Source organism: Streptomyces sp. NPDC007164 (assembly GCF_040634135.1).
GTDB lineage: Bacteria > Actinomycetota > Actinomycetes > Streptomycetales > Streptomycetaceae > Streptomyces > Streptomyces sanglieri.
This window is the reverse complement of the sequence record NZ_JBEYFB010000003.1, coordinates 348,182-363,842: the sequence shown is the minus strand read 5'-3', so window position 1 is coordinate 363,842 and position 15,661 is coordinate 348,182. Positions and strand designations below refer to the sequence as shown.

General features: G+C 72.3%; 13 protein-coding genes. 9 read left to right on the top strand and 4 right to left on the bottom strand.

All coding sequences use genetic code 11. From position 1 onward, the window contains the following. The first annotated feature begins 105 nt into the window (after window positions 1-105). The 5 genes from ABZ622_RS08225 to ABZ622_RS08205 all read left to right on the top strand — a co-directional run bounded on the left by ABZ622_RS08225 (window position 106) and on the right by ABZ622_RS08205 (window position 7,468). On the top strand, window positions 106-1,629 hold the full coding sequence (locus tag ABZ622_RS08225; RefSeq protein WP_360541565.1) for an MFS transporter: 1,524 nt from the start codon (window positions 106-108) through the stop codon (window positions 1,627-1,629). Continuing rightward, window positions 1,626-3,101 carry an amidase gene (locus tag ABZ622_RS08220; protein WP_360541563.1) on the top strand — a complete coding sequence of 492 codons (1,476 nt, stop codon included), beginning with the start codon at window positions 1,626-1,628 and terminating at the stop codon, window positions 3,099-3,101. The genes ABZ622_RS08225 and ABZ622_RS08220 overlap by 4 nt, the downstream gene beginning before the upstream one ends. Window positions 3,102-3,279: 178 nt before the next feature. Continuing rightward, window positions 3,280-5,439 carry a VCBS repeat-containing protein gene (locus ABZ622_RS08215; RefSeq protein ID WP_360541561.1) on the top strand — a complete coding sequence of 720 codons (2,160 nt, stop codon included), beginning with the start codon at window positions 3,280-3,282 and terminating at the stop codon, window positions 5,437-5,439. A gap of 236 nt (window positions 5,440-5,675) precedes the next feature. Continuing rightward, the gene (locus tag ABZ622_RS08210) at window positions 5,676-6,146 is read left to right on the top strand and encodes a TrkA C-terminal domain-containing protein (protein WP_124719734.1); all 471 of its coding nucleotides are present in this window, start codon (window positions 5,676-5,678) and stop codon (window positions 6,144-6,146) included. A gap of 2 nt (window positions 6,147-6,148) precedes the next feature. Continuing rightward, the gene (locus ABZ622_RS08205; RefSeq protein WP_360541559.1) at window positions 6,149-7,468 is read left to right on the top strand and encodes a cation:proton antiporter; all 1,320 of its coding nucleotides are present in this window, start codon (window positions 6,149-6,151) and stop codon (window positions 7,466-7,468) included. Window positions 7,469-7,470: 2 nt separating this feature from the next. Here the strand turns inward: ABZ622_RS08205 and ABZ622_RS08200 are convergent, their stop codons facing one another. Further along, window positions 7,471-8,022, bottom strand: a complete 552-nt coding sequence (locus ABZ622_RS08200; protein WP_360541557.1) for a MarR family transcriptional regulator — start codon at window positions 8,020-8,022, stop codon at window positions 7,471-7,473. Window positions 8,023-8,141: 119 nt separating this feature from the next. On the opposite strand from ABZ622_RS08200, the gene ABZ622_RS08195 reads away from it, so the two are divergent. Beyond that, a complete protein-coding gene (locus ABZ622_RS08195) occupies window positions 8,142-8,684 on the top strand; it encodes a nitroreductase family deazaflavin-dependent oxidoreductase (RefSeq protein WP_360541555.1) in 543 nt (180 codons plus the stop codon). Here ABZ622_RS08195 and ABZ622_RS08190 read toward each other — a convergent pair. Both ABZ622_RS08190 and ABZ622_RS08185 read right to left on the bottom strand, forming a co-directional pair. After that, window positions 8,632-9,579, bottom strand: a complete 948-nt coding sequence (locus tag ABZ622_RS08190; protein ID WP_360541553.1) for a M56 family metallopeptidase — start codon at window positions 9,577-9,579, stop codon at window positions 8,632-8,634. The genes ABZ622_RS08195 and ABZ622_RS08190 overlap by 53 nt on opposite strands. 7 nt (window positions 9,580-9,586) lie before the next feature. Continuing rightward, entirely contained in the window at window positions 9,587-10,030 is a 444-nt protein-coding gene (locus ABZ622_RS08185) for a BlaI/MecI/CopY family transcriptional regulator (protein WP_360541651.1), read from the bottom strand. Window positions 10,031-10,302: 272 nt separating this feature from the next. On the opposite strand from ABZ622_RS08185, the gene ABZ622_RS08180 reads away from it, so the two are divergent. After that, entirely contained in the window at window positions 10,303-10,758 is a 456-nt protein-coding gene (locus ABZ622_RS08180) for a TerB family tellurite resistance protein (protein ID WP_093899464.1), read from the top strand. A gap of 346 nt (window positions 10,759-11,104) precedes the next feature. Here ABZ622_RS08180 and ABZ622_RS08175 read toward each other — a convergent pair whose 3' ends face one another. After that, window positions 11,105-12,175: a helix-turn-helix domain-containing protein gene (locus ABZ622_RS08175; protein WP_360541551.1), complete on the bottom strand. Its 1,071-nt coding sequence runs from the start codon at window positions 12,173-12,175 to the stop codon at window positions 11,105-11,107. Between the two features lie 264 nt (window positions 12,176-12,439). On the opposite strand from ABZ622_RS08175, the gene ABZ622_RS08170 reads away from it, so the two are divergent. Together ABZ622_RS08170 and ABZ622_RS08165 are read left to right on the top strand one after the other, a co-directional pair. Next, a complete protein-coding gene (locus tag ABZ622_RS08170) occupies window positions 12,440-13,105 on the top strand; it encodes a hypothetical protein (RefSeq protein WP_360541549.1) in 666 nt (221 codons plus the stop codon). A gap of 180 nt (window positions 13,106-13,285) precedes the next feature. Next, complete coding sequence (locus tag ABZ622_RS08165) at window positions 13,286-15,436, top strand: flotillin family protein (RefSeq protein WP_360541547.1); 2,151 nt, start codon at window positions 13,286-13,288, stop codon at window positions 15,434-15,436. Window positions 15,437-15,661: the final 225 nt, after the last annotated feature.

Sequence of the window (15,661 nt, the reverse complement as noted above, 5' to 3'; positions counted from 1 at the left end):
AGCCCCCGGAGCCTCCGGAGCTCCCGGGAACCCGGAGCCCCGGGAGCCCGGCGGACCGCACCGCCCCCTGCCCGTGTTTCCTGCTCACCCGGGAGGTCCCGCACCATGACCACCACCGGCGCCTCCGCGCTCGGAGCCCGCCTCGACCGGCTCCCGCTCGGTCCGTTCCACCGCAGACTCGTCCTCGCCCTGGCCGGAATGATCCTCTTCGAATGGGTCGAGACGTACTCCTTCGCCTTCGTGGCCCCCGTGCTCCGCAGCCAGTGGGGCCTCTCCCTGCCCGGCGTCGCCGCGATCGTGGGCATCAGCCAGCTCGGCGCCTTCACCGGTGGAATCGCCGGCGGTTATCTGGCCGACCGGATCGGCCGCCGCCGCACCATGCTCGCGTTTGTCACCGTCTATTGCTCGGCCACGGCACTGTGCATCGCGGTGCAGAACCCCTTGCAGCTCATGGTCGCCCGCTTCGCCGCCCACCTCGGGGCGCAGGGCATGGCAGTCGTCGCCATCGTCGTCCTGACCGAGTTCGTTCCGGCCGCGGCCCGTGGGCGGCTGCAGACGTACAAGGTCGCCGTGGGCTCCCTCGGCATCCCGATCGCCGCCTGGGCGGGCTACTTCCTCGTACCGCACTGGACGTGGGGCTGGCGGCTGGTCTTCGGGCTGGGGCTGTTCGGAGTCGTCTTCGCCTGGCTGATCCGCCGCTGGGTACCCGAGAGTCCGCGCTGGCTCGCCTCGCGCGGCCGTACGGAACAGGCCGAGGCGGTCGTCCGGGAGATCGAGCGGCAGTGCGGCGTGACAAGCCCCGAAACCGAAGTCCGGATCGACGGCACGGGTGTTGGGCGCGGTACGGGTGTTGGGCAGGGCGTGGATGTTGGGCACGGCACGGAAACCGAGCACAGCACGGATACCGGGCACAGCACAGATGCCGGGCACAGCACGGACACCGGGCACGGCGCGGAAGTCACCGCGCGGACGGTGCCCCGGGCCCGGATCAGGCACCTGCTGGCCGGAGCGGACCGCCGCACATTCCTGATCGTCTCGACGATGTGGGTGACCGGACTGCTGGCCTACTCGGCCTACAACACCTGGACGCCCACGCTCCTTTCGGAGAACGGGCTCGTACTCGACGACACGCTCTTCCTGTCCGCCGTCCTGGCCACCGCCGCACCCGTCGGCGCCCTCTTCGCCGTGCCGGTCATCGACCGGTGGGACCGCCGCACGGCCCAACTCGTCCTCGGCCTGCTCACCGCGGTCACACTGGTTCTGTTCGGCCTCGTCCGCTCCCAGGCGGCCATCGTCGTCCTGGGCTGTGTCGCCAGCCTTCTCTTCCAGATGGCCGTTCCCTTCCTACAGGTCTACTCGGCCGAGGTCTTCCCCACGCGCATCCGGGCCCTCGGTTCGGGCACCGCGAACGCCCTCTCCCGCATCTTCAACTTCGCCGCGCCTACCCTGGTCGCCGCGCTTTTCGCCGGACTCGGCTACACCGCCGTCTTCGTGTTCCTGGCCGCCCTGAGCCTCGTCGGAGGCTGCGTCGCCGTCGCCTTCGGCCCGCGCACCACCGGCATGAGCCTGGAAGACGCCACCACACCGGCCCACCAGTCCGTCACCGAAAAGGAGAAGTCCTCCTCATGACCGACCCCCTCGCCCCCACCGCACCGACCGATCTCTCCTACGCGTCGGCCGCCGGCCTCCTCGCCCTGATGCGGCGGCGCGAGCTGTCGCCGACCGAACTCATGCACCACACCCTCGACCGCATCGGCAAGCTCGACGGCGCCATCAACTCCGTGGTCCGGCTGGACGCCGAACGGGCCCTCGCCGAGGCCGCCGAGGCCACCGAACGCATCGCACGCGGCGCCGGCACCGGTCCGCTCACCGGGCTTCCCCTGCTCGTCAAGGACGCCGAGGACGCCGCGGGTTTCCCCACCAGCCACGGCACCCGCGCCTTCCGCGACGCTCCGCCGGCCACCCACGACACCATTCACGTGGGCCGACTGCGCGAAGCCGGCGCCATCGTGATCGGCAAAACCAATATGCCGCCCATGGGCGCGGGGATCCACACCGCGAACGACGCGTTCGGCATCACCCGAAACCCCTGGAACACCGAAAGGTCCCCCGGCGGCTCCAGCGGCGGAGCCGCCGCGGCCGTGGCCGCGGGCCTCGTCGCCCTGGCCACCGCCGGCGACGGGGGAGGCTCCACCCGCATCCCCGCCGCCCTGTGCGGAGTCGTCGGCCTCAAGCCCAGCCGCGGCCGTATCCCGCAGGGCCCCTCCCGCTTCCCGGTCTGGCCCCGGCACACGGTCCTCGGCGCGATCACCCGCACCGTCCGGGACGCCGCGCTCCACCTCGACATCGCCGCCGGGCACCACCCCGCCGACCCGGACTCGCTGCCCGCGCCGGGACTCTCGTACCAGGCGTGCGTCGACGGCGCCGTACCGCGGCTGCGCGTCGGGGTGCTCCGCACCCTCGGGGTGGCCGATCCCCGGTCGGAGATCCTGGAAGCCGTCGACCGCGCCGCGGACGTCCTGCGAGGCCACGGTCACCAAGTGACGGACGACGAAAGCGCGTTGCCGGAGCACGAGCGCTTTCCCGCATCGATCCTGCTCCGCCAGCAGGTCCTGGCCCACTATCGGCTCACGAGCCGGCTCGACGCCTTCACCACCCGGAGGGAAGACTTCGAGCCCTGGTTCGCCGACGTCCTGGCCCGCGGCAGTGCCCTCACCACCGAGGACTTCACCCGCTACTGGGAACACCGGGCGCGCCTCAACCAGTGGGCCGCGGATCTCTTCACCCGTTACGACATGCTCCTCATGCCGACCGTGCCCACCACGGCCTGGCCCGCCGAAGGGCCGGACGTGGCGACCGCCGTGCGGGAGCGGACCATCCCCATCGCCTTCACCGCCGTCTTCAACGACACCGGCAATCCCGCGATCAGCGTCCCGGCCGGACTGGCGCCCGACGGCCTGCCCCGGGCCGTACAACTCGTGGCGCCGCACCACCGGGAGGACCTTCTGCTCGGCGTCGCCTCCCTCCTGGAAGAGCCCGGAGATCCGGGCGACCGGGCCCACCCGCCCGTTCCCTGCGGCGAGCAAGCCCCTGGCTGCTGACCCGCCGGTGCCGCGCGCGTCGGCCGAATTCCTCTGGGCAAAGGCGGTGGATCCCCCCGCACGGGCCGATCTTGGCTGATATACGCTGCGCCTGATTTGATCGAACAATTCAGCGAATCCGTGCCGACGTGCCACCGGGCCGACGTGCCACCGGATACGCCTGCCGGGGGGCATTCCCATGACTTCGCAGTACCGCGTGGTGCTCGGCATCGCGCTCACTCCCGTCCTCGCCCTGGCGGCCGCGGCCCCGGCCGCCGCGCACCCCACCGCCACCGCAGCCGCGGGCGCGGGCGCGGCCACCACCGCGGCCACCGTCGAGACGCGTGCGCCGGGCCCGTGGGGCACCCGCACCGCGCACACCCCGAACCCCGACCCCGCCTCCGCGTCGGGCGGGCTGAACGTCCTGGAGTCGGCCGGGAACGGCGCCCTCGTCTCCCTCACCGGCGACGGGCGCTCCCGTTCCACCCGGATCCGGCCCGCCGGCAGCACCCGTTGGCTCGCCCCGCAGACCTGGCCGGACGCCGGCGGGTACAACACCGAGCTCGTCCCGCTCGGCGACGGCACGGTACGCCTGGCCTGGCGGGCCGCGCGCGCCGACGACCACAACAACTACTGGCTGAAGGTGGCCACCCTCGCGCCCGGCGCGACCGCCTTCTCCGAGCCCGAGTACGTCGCCCCGGTCCCCGAGAAGGGCTACCACCACCTGGCGGCGGCCCCCAACGGCCGGCTGGTCGCCGTGTGGTCGGTCTCCGGCGTGGTGAAGACCGCCGGGAAAACCGGCCCGCAGGCCGCGTGGAGCACTCCGGCCGACCTCAACGAACAGCCGTCGTCCGGCAGCCGGGACATTTCTGCCATGGACCTGGCAATGGCCGAGGACGGCACCGCCCTGCTGGTGTGGCAGTGGCAGGCGAGCAAGGCAGTCGTCGCCCTGGAGAAGGCCCCGGGCGCGTCCGCCTGGACCGCGGTCGAGGACTTCCCGGTCCCGGGCGTGGACCTGGCGCGCCCGAAGGTGTTCGCCGGCCCGCAGGGCGGCTTCGACGTGTTCTACGACGACAACGCGCACCTCATGCACACGCGCCGTGCGGCCGGCGCCACTCAGTGGAGCACCCCGCGGTCCGCCGCAAACTACGGCAGCACGTACGGGATGTCGGCGCCCGTCCGCCTGCCCAACGGCGACCTCTTCGTCGCCGGCGGGCCCGGCTACGCGACCGGCCCCTGGTACGCGGTGCGCTCGGCGGCCACCGGCGCCTGGCAGCCGTACACGCAGCCCTTCTCCACGCACAAGAAGGTGCGCGCGGTCGACGCGGCCGCCACCTCGGGCGGCACGGCCACGGTCACGTGGCGGGAGGGGTACTCGGGCGAGGAGTACACGATGGCCGCCGTCTTCAAGGGCGGCACCTGGTCCGCCGCGCGGCGGCTGAGCCCGACGAGCGCCCGGTCCACCGGGGGACCCCAGGTGGCTGCCGACGCGCTCGGCCGGCCCGTCGTGCTGTGGGACGAGTACAGGCTGACCGACACGAACAGCATCGTCCTGGACGGCGTCCAGCAGGCCACCACAACCAGCCGCGCGCTGCCCGTGTGGGGCGACTACACGGACGACGGCAAGTCCGACCTGTTCGGCCGGGACCGCACCGGACTGAAGGTGTACGCGGGCACCGCGACGAAGCTGTCCGCGGGGAAGCGCGTGAGCAGCTGGCCGAGCGGCACGCTCGTGCTGCCGTACGGCGACCTCGACGGCGACCGCTGCGACGACGTGTTCGTCCGCTACCCGAAGGGCGAGGCATTCGTCTACCCGACGGTCTGCGGCGGGCTGCCCGACCAGCAGTCGTTCCGCGTCAAGGTCTCCTCGGACTGGAGCGGGTACGACACGGTCGTCTCACCCGGCGACCTGACGGGCGACGGCCGGGCCGACCTCCTGACCCGGTCCCGCTCGACCGGGAAGCTGTACGTGTACGCGAACAACGGCGCGGGCGGCTTCAAGGCCCGCACGCTCGCCGGATCGGGCTTCGGCGGCTACAAGAGGCTGATCGCCGCCGGGGACCTCGACGGCGACGGCAAGAACGACCTGCTGGCCCTCGACGCGTCGAACGAGCTGTGGCGCTTCCGGGGGACCGGCACCGGCGCCTTCAAGCCCCGGTCGCTGGTCTTCAAGGACTGGGGCACCTCCTACAAGGACGTGGTCGGCGGACTCGACCTGTCCGGTGACGGCCGGGCCGACCTGATCTCGCTCGACAAGACCGGCCGCGCCTGGCTGAACCGGGGCAACGGCCTCGGCGGCTTCGACAACCGCTCACAGGCCGGCAAGGCCACGAACTGGACGGACATCCGCATCTCCTGACGGCGCCGTCCACCCATGCCGTCCACCCATATGACGGCTCTCCAGCGCGGGCTGGACGAAGAAGCCCCGGGCCACTGGCCCGGGGCTTCTTCGTGGCGCGGGCGACGGGAGTCGGGCACGCGCTCCGAGCCCGGAAGCCCACGCCCCCGGGACGGAGTAACCCTCCGGATAAGGTAATGGGCGGATAAAGAGATCACCAAGTGCGTCAAGAGCCGCCGCACCCTCGGGAGGAAGCCATGGGAACCCACCGCACCACGCTGCCCGGAGTCGGTGTGCAGTACGACTACACGACCGAGTCGGGACAGCACATCTCCGTCGTCGTCCACCACGACGGGCGGCGGTTCATCGGCTTCTACGACCAGGACGACCCTGATTCGTGCCTGCTCTCGGTACCCCTGACACCGCAGGAGGCCACCGGCCTCGCGCACCTCATCGACGCCGCGCCCATCGACGCGGTCCGCACCGAGGGCATCGACCTGGTGACCGAGCACATCCCGCTCGGGACGCGCTCGCCGTACGGCGGGCGGCTGCTCGGGGACACGAAGGCCCGGACCCGGACGGGGGCCTCGATCGTGGCGGTGCTGCGGACGCACAGTGCGCATCCGTCCCCGGGGCCGGACTTCCGGCTGGCAATCGGCGACACCCTGGTCGCCGTCGGTACGCGTGAGGGCGTCGACACGCTCTCCGAGATCATCGCGGAGGGCTGACCGTGCACGACACGACCGCACTGCTGGTGGAGCTCGGCTCCGTCATTCTGGGCCTCGGACTCATCGGACGGTTCGCCGGGCGGATAGGACTCTCGCCGATCCCGCTGTATCTGCTGGCGGGGCTGGCGTTCGGCGAGGGCGGGCTGCTGCCGCTCGGGGCCAGTGAGGAATTCACCGCCGTCGGCGCCGAGATCGGCGTCATTCTGCTGCTGCTCCTGCTCGGCCTGGAGTACAGCGCCTCGGAGCTGGTGACCAGTCTCAAGACGCAATACCCGTCCGGGGCCGTGGACTTCGTACTCAACGCGACCCCGGGAGCCGTGGCCGCGCTGCTGCTCGGCTGGGGGCCGGTGGGCGCGGTCGCGCTGGCCGGGGTCACCTGGATCTCCTCGTCCGGAGTCATCGCGAAGGTGCTCACCGATCTGGGGCGGCTGGGGAACCGGGAGACGCCCGTCATCCTCGGTGTCCTGGTCATCGAGGACCTGTCGATGGCCGTCTATCTGCCGCTGCTCACCGCGATGCTCGCGGGCGTCGGCCTCGCCGGGGGCAGCATCGCCCTGCTCATCGCGCTCGGCACCGTCGGGTTCGTGCTCTATCTGGCGCTGCGGCACGGCCGGCTGATCAGCCGGGCCGTGTCCTCCGACAACCCGGAGATGCTGCTGCTGGTCGTCCTCGGGCTGACCGTCCTGGTGGCCGGGGTGGCACAGGAGTTGCAGGTGTCCGCCGCGGTCGGCGCGTTCCTGGTCGGCATCGCGCTCTCGGGCGAGGTCGCCGAGGGCGCGCGCAAGCTGCTGACGCCGCTGCGCGACCTGTTCGCCGCCGTCTTCTTCGTGTTCTTCGGGCTCTCCACCAACCCGGCCGAGATCCCGCCGGTGCTGCTCCCCGCGGCGCTGCTGGCGGTCGTCACCGTACTCACCAAGATCGCCACCGGGTGGTACGCGGCCCGGCGGGCCGGAATCGGTTCGCGCGGGCGGTGGCGGGCCGGTGGCACGCTCGTCGCCCGCGGCGAGTTCTCCATCGTCATCGCCGGGCTGGCCGTGGCGACCGAGCCCCGGATCGGGCCCATCGCCACCGCGTACGTCCTCATCCTCGTCATCGTCGGACCGCTCACCGCCCGCTGGACCCAGCCGGTCGTGGCGAAGATCCAGGCGTGGCGCGGCCGGGACGGCGGAGCCGGCAAGGGCAGCGGCACCGCCAAGAGCGGCAGCACCGCCAAGGACGCCAGCACCGCCAAGGACGCCGGCACCGGCAAGGACGGCAGCGAGGTCCCCGCGGCGCGTCCGGCGCCCACCGCCCAGGAGGAACTCGCGCCCGACAGGCTCTGAGTTCAGTCGTCGTGGCGGGCGGGCAGGCCGGAGGTCCAGCCCAGCGGGTACGTGTCCGTGCCGTCCCCCGGCACGGACGGCTCGCCGCCCGCCACGGTGAACGCGGTCAGCGCGTCGACCAGGGCGGCGCGCTGCTCCGGGGCGAGGCGCTCGACGATCCCCGCGATCTCCCGCCGCCGGCCCGCCGTGACGTCCTCGACCAGCCGCCGGCCCCCGGGGGTGACTCGCAGCACGGTCTCCCGGCGGCTGGCGGGGTTCACCCGCCGCTCGGCCAGGCCCGCGGCGATCAGCCGGTCCAGCATCCGCATCGCGGTCGACGGGTTCACCCCGAGCCGTTCGGCGAGCGTCACGAGTTTGGCCTCGTCATGTGTGGAAAGCACTACCAGGAGCCGGAACTGGGGCAGTGTCACCCGGTCCTCCACCGCGGCCAGCGAGCGGGCGGAGACGGCGACGAGCAGCCTGGAGGCCGTCAGCACGGCACGGGTCACCTCATCGACGTCGTCCCTGCCCCGGTCCGGGGACCGTTCCTCGGGTGCCTGTTCGCGCGCGGCCATGCCCCTTTGTACCGTGCCGGTCCGCAGTACTCGAATCGGTTACGGGACCTGGGCCCCCGGTGCGGGACAGGGGTCACCGGACAGTGGCAGAAACCTTTGGACTATGCAACGTTTGCATAGTGACGCCTCAGCTCCCCGACCCCGCCGAACCGCACCGTCCGCCCCTGCCGACCGGCCGGCGGCGCACGGTCGCCCGGCTCCCGTCACATCTCTTCCGGATGGGGCTCGGACCGCTGTTCCGGGGGCGGTTGCTGCTGCTCGTCCACACCGGCCGGGTCTCCGGTCTCGCCCGGCGCACCACGATCGAGGTCGTCGAGTCGACGGAGACGGACGGGCGGCGCTGCTGGACCGTCGCGTCCGGATTCGGGCCCGGCGCCGACTGGTACCGGAATCTGGTCCGTACCCCGCAGGCCACCGTGCAGGTGGGCCGCCGGTTCCATGTGGTGACCGCGCAGTTCGTACCGGCCGAGGAGGGCGGCGAGCTGATGGCGCGGTACGCGGCACGGCACCCCGCACTCGCGCGCCGGCTCTGCGCCTACCTGGGGTACGGGCCCGACGGGAGCGCGGACGGCTACCGGCGGGCCGGCGAGTCCATCCCCTTCGTACGGCTCATAGCGGGGTCGCCGCGCGCAGGATCCCCACCAGCGTCACGGCCGCGTTGAGCGAGGACAGCGCCGAGGCCGCCGTGCCGACCGCCGCGACCAGCGCCGCGAGGGCGACGTACGCGGACGACGGCGGCCACAGCCGGACCGGCGGCACCGGGGCGAGCAGCGCCGCCACCCGCCGCGGCACGGGGCCCGCCGGGGCCGCGAAGGCCGCGAGGCCCGCCGAGACGTCCGGCGCCCGGTGCGAGTACAGCGCCGCCTTGCCGACCGCGACCGCCACCACCCGCCGGTCGCCGACCGCGCACGCGGCCTCCTCGTCCGCCCACCGCTCGGTGCTGAACGACACCGCGGTACGCAGCGGCAGCAGGAACGGGTTGGCGCGCGCCGCGAGTTGGGCGGCCAGCAGATAGCGGTGGTGCCGGCCGGCCAGATGGGCCCGCTCATGGGCGATCAGGGCCCGCCGCTCATGGGCGTCCAGGCACTCGGCCATCGCGGTCGAGACGACGACCCGGCCCGGCCTTCCGGGCAGCGCGTAGGCGTACGGCTCCGGGTCCGGGAGCAGCGCGACACCGTCGGAGACGACGGAGGGCGCGGCGGCCAGCGCACGGCCCGCCCGGACCCGCAGCCGGACATGGCGCAGCACCGTCCACCCGCACGCCGCGAGCACCGCCACCAGTGCCCCGATCGCGACAATGCCCGCCTTCTCCTCGTACGGCACCGCGTCCCGTACCTCCGGGTCCGACCAGCTGTCCGGCAGCGGGTTGCCCGGGAGCTGCGCGGTGCCCACCACCATCAGCAGGCCCAGGCAGAGCGTGCTGCACAGGGCCAGCAGCGCGCCGACCACGGCGAGCAGCCGGGTCGCGCTGCGGGGATGCAGATGCTGCTCGGCCAGGCGCGCGATCGGCAGCGCGGTCAACGGCAGTACGAGCGGCAGACAGACGAAGACACCCATCGGCGGGCTACAGGCCTTCCGTGTCACGGGGGCCGACCGGATCGTCCGGGGCGGCCGCCCGCGCGAGCAGGGCGCGCAGGCGTTCCTCGTCGCCGGGGGAGAGGGCCGAGATGAAGCGGGCGAGCACGGCCTCGCGGTCGCGTTCGCCGTCCAGCACCCGGCGCATCCGCAGGGCGGCGAGACCGGCCTCGTCGGAGGCGGACGTCCAGGTGTAGGAGCGGCCCTCGCGGGACCGGGTCACGGCCTTCTTCTCGTAGAGGCGGGAGAGGATCGTGATGACGGTGGTGTACGCGAGGTCGCCTTCGAGGTGCTCCTGGACCCAGCCGGCCGTCGCGGGGCCGTTCGCCGAGTGCAGCACGGCGAGGACCTGGGCCTCCAGTTCGCCCTGCCCGCGCCTGCGCAGCCGCCGGCTTCCGGGACGTTCACCGCCGGGGCACGCCGCGCCGGGCAGCGAATCCGCGCCGGGCAGCAGATCCGCGTCGGGCAGCGGATCCGCGTCGGCGGGCACTCCGTCGCGTGGTGGTTCGTTGACCGGGTGGTGGCCGGGCCTGGCCGGGTCCATCAGGGGTCCGCCCTTCTGCGATGCCGCGTCGGCCGCGACGTCGCAGCATCCTACTTACCGCCGTTTCCGGAACACAGCAACCGCCCCTGCTGCTAACTTCTACACGTCTGTAGAGTTGGACTTCATCCGGCAACGCAACGCAAGCAACGTATGGAGACGTCATGGCACTGTGGGATCGGATCAAGGAATCCGCCTCGTCGATGCAGTCGCAGCTGGAAGCCAAGAAGAACGACCTGAAGAGCGGGGCGTTCCGCGACGCGAGCATGGCGATGTGTGCCCTTGTCGCCGCTGCCGACGGTTCCATCGACCCCTCCGAGCGCCAGCGCGTCGCCTCGCTGATCGCTTCCAACGAGGTCCTGCAGAACTTCCCGGCGGACGACCTCCAGCGCCGCTTCAACGACTACGTGAACAAGCTCACCGCCGACTTCGCCTTCGGCAAGGTCAGCGTGCTCCAGGAGATCGGCAAGGCGAAGAAGAAGCCCGCCGAGGCCCGTGCCGTCATCCAGATCGGCATCGTCATCGGCGGCGCCGACGGCGACTTCGACAAGTCGGAGCAGGCCGTCGTCCGCGAGGCGTGCTTCGCGCTCGACCTCCCGCCGCACGAGTTCGACCTGTAGGTCTCCCCCTGTCCGCCGGACCGGCACCGCCCGGTCCGGCGTCCCGGACCGCCGGAACAAGCACCGCCGGCTGACCACCGGCCGGTGCCCGGCAGGCCGGGGATGCGCTACTCCCCCTTTGCGCATCCCCGGCCACCCTTTTCTCCGGGCCCTGCCGTCGGATCCCGCCGGGGTCCTGCCATCGGATCCCGCCGGGGTCCTGCCATCGGATCCCGCCGGAGTCCCGCCGCCGGATCCCAGCAGTGCCGCCGCCCGGATCTCGCCGGGGCCTGCTACCGGATCCCAGCAGTCGCCGCCGGATCTCGCCGGGCCCCGCTGCCGGATCCCGTCAGGGCCCGCCGCCGGGTCATACCTCCTTGGCCGGCCAGTCCAGCAGCCGTGCGCCGATGACCGCCGTCTGCAGGGTGTAGCGGTGCATCGGGTCGGACGGATCCGAACCGGTCAGCTGGTGGATCCGCTCCAGCCGGTAGGTCAACGCCCGTACGCTCAGCGAAAGCCGGCGGGCCGTCTCCGCGGCCACACAGCCCGCGTCGAAGTAGACGGTGAGCGTCTTCAGCAGGGGTTCGGCACCGCCGCGGGCCTGCTGGAGCGGGCCCAGCTCGCTGCGGACCAGATCGGCCATCGCCTGCCGGTCGCGGGTCAGCACCGGATAGACCAGCAGATCGGCGGCGTACAGCACCGGATCGTCCAGGTCCAGCCGCTCCGCGAGATCCAGCGCGTCCAGCGCCTCGTCGTAGGAGTGGACCACGCCACCGGGCCCGTGGTGCGGGCGGCCCACCGCGACCCGGCCGCCGTCCGTCGCCGCGTGCGACTGCTTGGCGAAGTACCGCAGGACGTCGGGCTGGCTGCCGGGGGCGATACAGACCAGCCGCCCGTCCTTCGTCGTGAGCAGGATCTTCCGGCCGCCGAACCGGGCGAGCAGCGCCGCCTCGACCGTGCGCGGCACGGAGTCGGTCTCCGTGTACGCCTCCGGGCCCGTCGCCACCGCCACCGCGTGCGCACGGGAGAGCCGCAGCCCGAACCGGGTGGCCCGCTCGGCGAGCCGGCCCAGATCGCTGCGCCCGTACAGCAGATCGTCGATGAACTCGCGCCGCGCCGCCTCCTCGCGCCGCACGGTGATCCGCTGGGCCCGCTCGAAGCCGTCCGCGAAGGCGTCCACGGCCTGCTCGACGGCGGCCAGCACCGAATCCGTGGCCCCGCCGTCGGCCGCGGAGGTGAGCGGCCAGGCGGTGCGGGTCGCCGCGATGTGACGGACGACCAGGGCGCGCAGCTGGAATCCGGACTCGGCGGCCTCCCTGCCCAGAAGGCGGCGGTCGTCCAGCTCGTCCCGGGTGAGCCGGCGTCCGGTGGCGGCCACATCGGCCAGGATGCGGTCATATCCCGCCAGAAGGTCATCGGGGATCTCCGGCTCCGGCACGCCTTCTCCTCACAATTCTGTCGCGACGTTGACACTCGCTCAACGCATACCGCCCGGTGCCGGTGCCCGGCATCAAGGACGAGCAAAGATTGCCGGATTCCGGCAGTGCGACGTCATGCCCGCGAATGACACGATCCGGTCAGCACCAACCGGGGGAACACGGGGGGACACGGGGGAAACGGCCCGGCTGCTGCGGCACCGCGCCACGCGGTGCCGCAGCACCGGAGTCACCACCGGCCGCCCGGCAGGAGAAGGGGTGGACGGATGCAGGAGTTCCTGAGCGCAGCGACCGCCTTTCCCGCCGTTCTCTTCGGCGCCGCGCTGGCCGTCGTCGTCCTCTTCTGGCTCCTGGTGCTGGCCGGTGCGGCCGACCACCACTCCTTCGACGGCGACCTCGACACCGACCTTGCCGGGATCGGCGGGGTGCCGGTCACCGTCTCGGTGTCCGTGATGGTCGTCGTCGGCTGGTTCGCCGCCCTCACCGGTACGGTCCTGGTGCACCGCAGCGGTACCACCGGCCTCACCCGGGCCGCGCTCGCCTGTGCCGTGTTCGCCGGAGCGCTGCTGCTCGGCCGGTCCGTGCTGCGGATCCTGGTGCGCTGCTTCCGCCGCGGCTTCCCGGACGAACCCCCTCCATCGCGGCAGGACTTCCTGGGCCGGGTCTGCACGGTCCGTACCGGTTCCGTCAGCTCCGACTTCGGCCAGGCCGAGGTCACCGCGGACGACGGCTCCACCGCGATCGTCCAGGTCAGGCTGCTCGCTCCGGCGGACGGCCCGGTCCTCGCCGCAGGCAGTGCGGGACTTCTGTACGCGTACGACGACGAGGGCGAGTTCTTCTGGGTCTCGCCCTACGACAAGGCCCTGGACCCGGGCCCGCCGGCGCCGCGACCACGCACGGGTGCGCGCCGCCCCCCGCGCCGCACCGGCTGACCGTCCCGGTCGCACAGGCCGGCGAAGGCCGCCCGGACCGTCCGTCGGGTCGCCGTCGTACGACCGGTCGCCCGCCGCCGGGACGCCAGTCGGGACGCCCGTCGTCGGGCCGTTCGCCGCCGGGACCGCCGCACCCCTCCTCTTCCTTCACCACCTTCCTCACCAGCCGCAAGGACTGTCATGGATGCCATCACCCTGGGCTTCGGTGTGCTCGTAGCCGTCGTTCTGCTCATCGCCGTAGCCCTGCTCCTCGTCATCAGCCGGCTCTTCCGCAAGGTCGAGCAGGGCAAGGCGCTGATCATCTCCAAGACCAAGAAGGTCGACGTCACCTTCACCGGCGCCGTCGTCCTGCCGGTGCTGCACAAGGCCGAGACCATGGACATCTCGGTGAAGACCATCGAGATCCGCCGCACCGGGCGCGAGGGCCTGATCTGCCAGGACAACATCCGCGCCGACATCCACATCAACTTCTTCGTGCGGGTCAACAAGACCGTCGAGGACGTCATCAAGGTCGCCCAGTCCATCGGTACGGAGCGGGCCAGCGACAAGGTGGCGATCCAGGAGTTCTTCGGCGCGAAGTTCGCCGAAGCGCTCAAGACGGTCGGCAAGCAGCTGGACTTCGTCGACCTGTACACCAAGCGCGAGGAGTTCCGGGACCGGATCATCCGGGTCATCGGCACCGACCTGAACGGCTACCACCTCGACGACGCCGCGATCGACTTCCTTGAGCAGACGCCGATGACGCAGCTCGACGGCGCCAACATCCTGGACGCGCAGGGCATCCGCAAGATCACCGAGCTGACGGCGATCGAGCACGTGCGCACCAACGAGTTCCAGCGCACCGAGCAGAAGGAGATCACCCGGCAGGACGTCGACGCCCGGGAGACCATCCTGGAACTGGAGCGCCGGCAGGCCGAGGCCGAGATCAAGCAGCGCCGCGAGGTCGAGACGCTGCGGGCCCGCGAGGAGGCCGCGACCGCCAAGGTCCAGGAGGAGGAACGGCTCGGCGCCCAGGCCGCGTTCATCCGCACCGAGGAGCAGCTCGGCATCCAGCGGGAGAACCAGGCGCGGGAGATCGCCGTCGCGCAGAAGAACCGTGAGCGGGTCATCGCGGTGGAGAACGAGCGCATCGAGAAGGACCGGCTGATCGAGGTCATCGGGCGCGAGCGGCAGACCGAGCTGGACCGGATCGCCGCGACGAAGGAGGTCGAGGCCGAGCGCCGCGACGTCGCCGATGTGATCCGGGAGCGGATCGCGGTGGACCGCACGGTCGCCGAGCAGGAGGAGTCCATCAAGACGCTGCGGGCCGTCGAGGAGTCGGAGCGCACCCGCAGGTCGGTCATCATCGCCGCCGAGGCGGAGGCCCAGGAGAAGCTGGTCAAGGACATCAAGGCCGCCGAGGCGGCCGAGGCCGCGGCCACCCACGTGGCCGCCGAGCAGCTGACGCTCGCCGAGGCCCGGCTGAAGACCGCGGACCTGGACGCCCAGGCGAAGCTGCGGCTGGCCGAGGGCATCCAGGCGGAGTCCGCGGCGCCCGGCCTCGCCGAGATCCAGGTGCGTGAGGCGGAGGCCGATGTCATCGAGAAGGCCGGTCTCGCCGAGGCCGAGGCCACGTCCGCCCGGCTCCGGGCCGAGGCCGAGGGGGCCAGGCTCAAGGCGCTCGCGGCGGCCGAGGGCACCCAGGCCCAGGCGACGGCCGACGCGGCGATGATCGGCGAGAAGCTGAAGGCCGAGGCGGCGGGCCTCACCGAGAAGGCGGCCGCGATGGCGGCGCTGGACGACGCCTCGCGCGGTCACGAGGAGTACCGGCTGCGGCTCGCCGCGGAGAAGGAGATCCGGCTGGCCGGCCTTGACGTGCAGCGTCAGGTCGCCGAGGCGCAGGCCACGGTGCTGGCCACGGGCCTGGAGAACGCCGACATCGACATCGTCGGCGGGGAATCGGTCTTCTTCGACCGGCTGGTCTCGGCCGTGTCGATGGGCAAGAGCTTCGACGGGTTCGTGGAGAACTCGGACACCGCGAAGGCCCTCGCGGGTCCGTGGCTGAACGGCACGTCGTCGTTCACCGAGGACCTGACCCGGGTGCTCGGCCCGGTGTCCACCGGCGATGTGCAGAACCTGACGGTGTCCGCGCTGCTGATGCGGATGATGCGGGCACCGGGCGCCGGGGTCGCACCGGGACAGGTACAGCAACTCCTGGCCGCCGCCAAGGAACTGGGCCTCGCCGACATGCCGGTCTCCGCGGTGACGGGAGCCGATGTCTCCGCGGTCGCCGGGGCGGTGGACACCTCCGCGGTGCCCGTCTCGCGGAACGGATCCACGCCGGTCGCATAGGCAGGCAGAAGATGCGGGGCACGTGGGGCACGCGGGGCACGTAGGCACCTGGGGAGAACGTCAATTGCCGGATGGGCGGGGCGAGTCCGGCCCGTCCGGCGATCGAGGGCAGAGCGCGGCCGGAGGCCGCGCAACCCGACAGCCTGACGCGCCCCCGCGCCCCCGCGCCTCCGCACCCCCTGACCACACTGCTCGCAACACCTCGCAAAAGCTCGCAACAGCTCG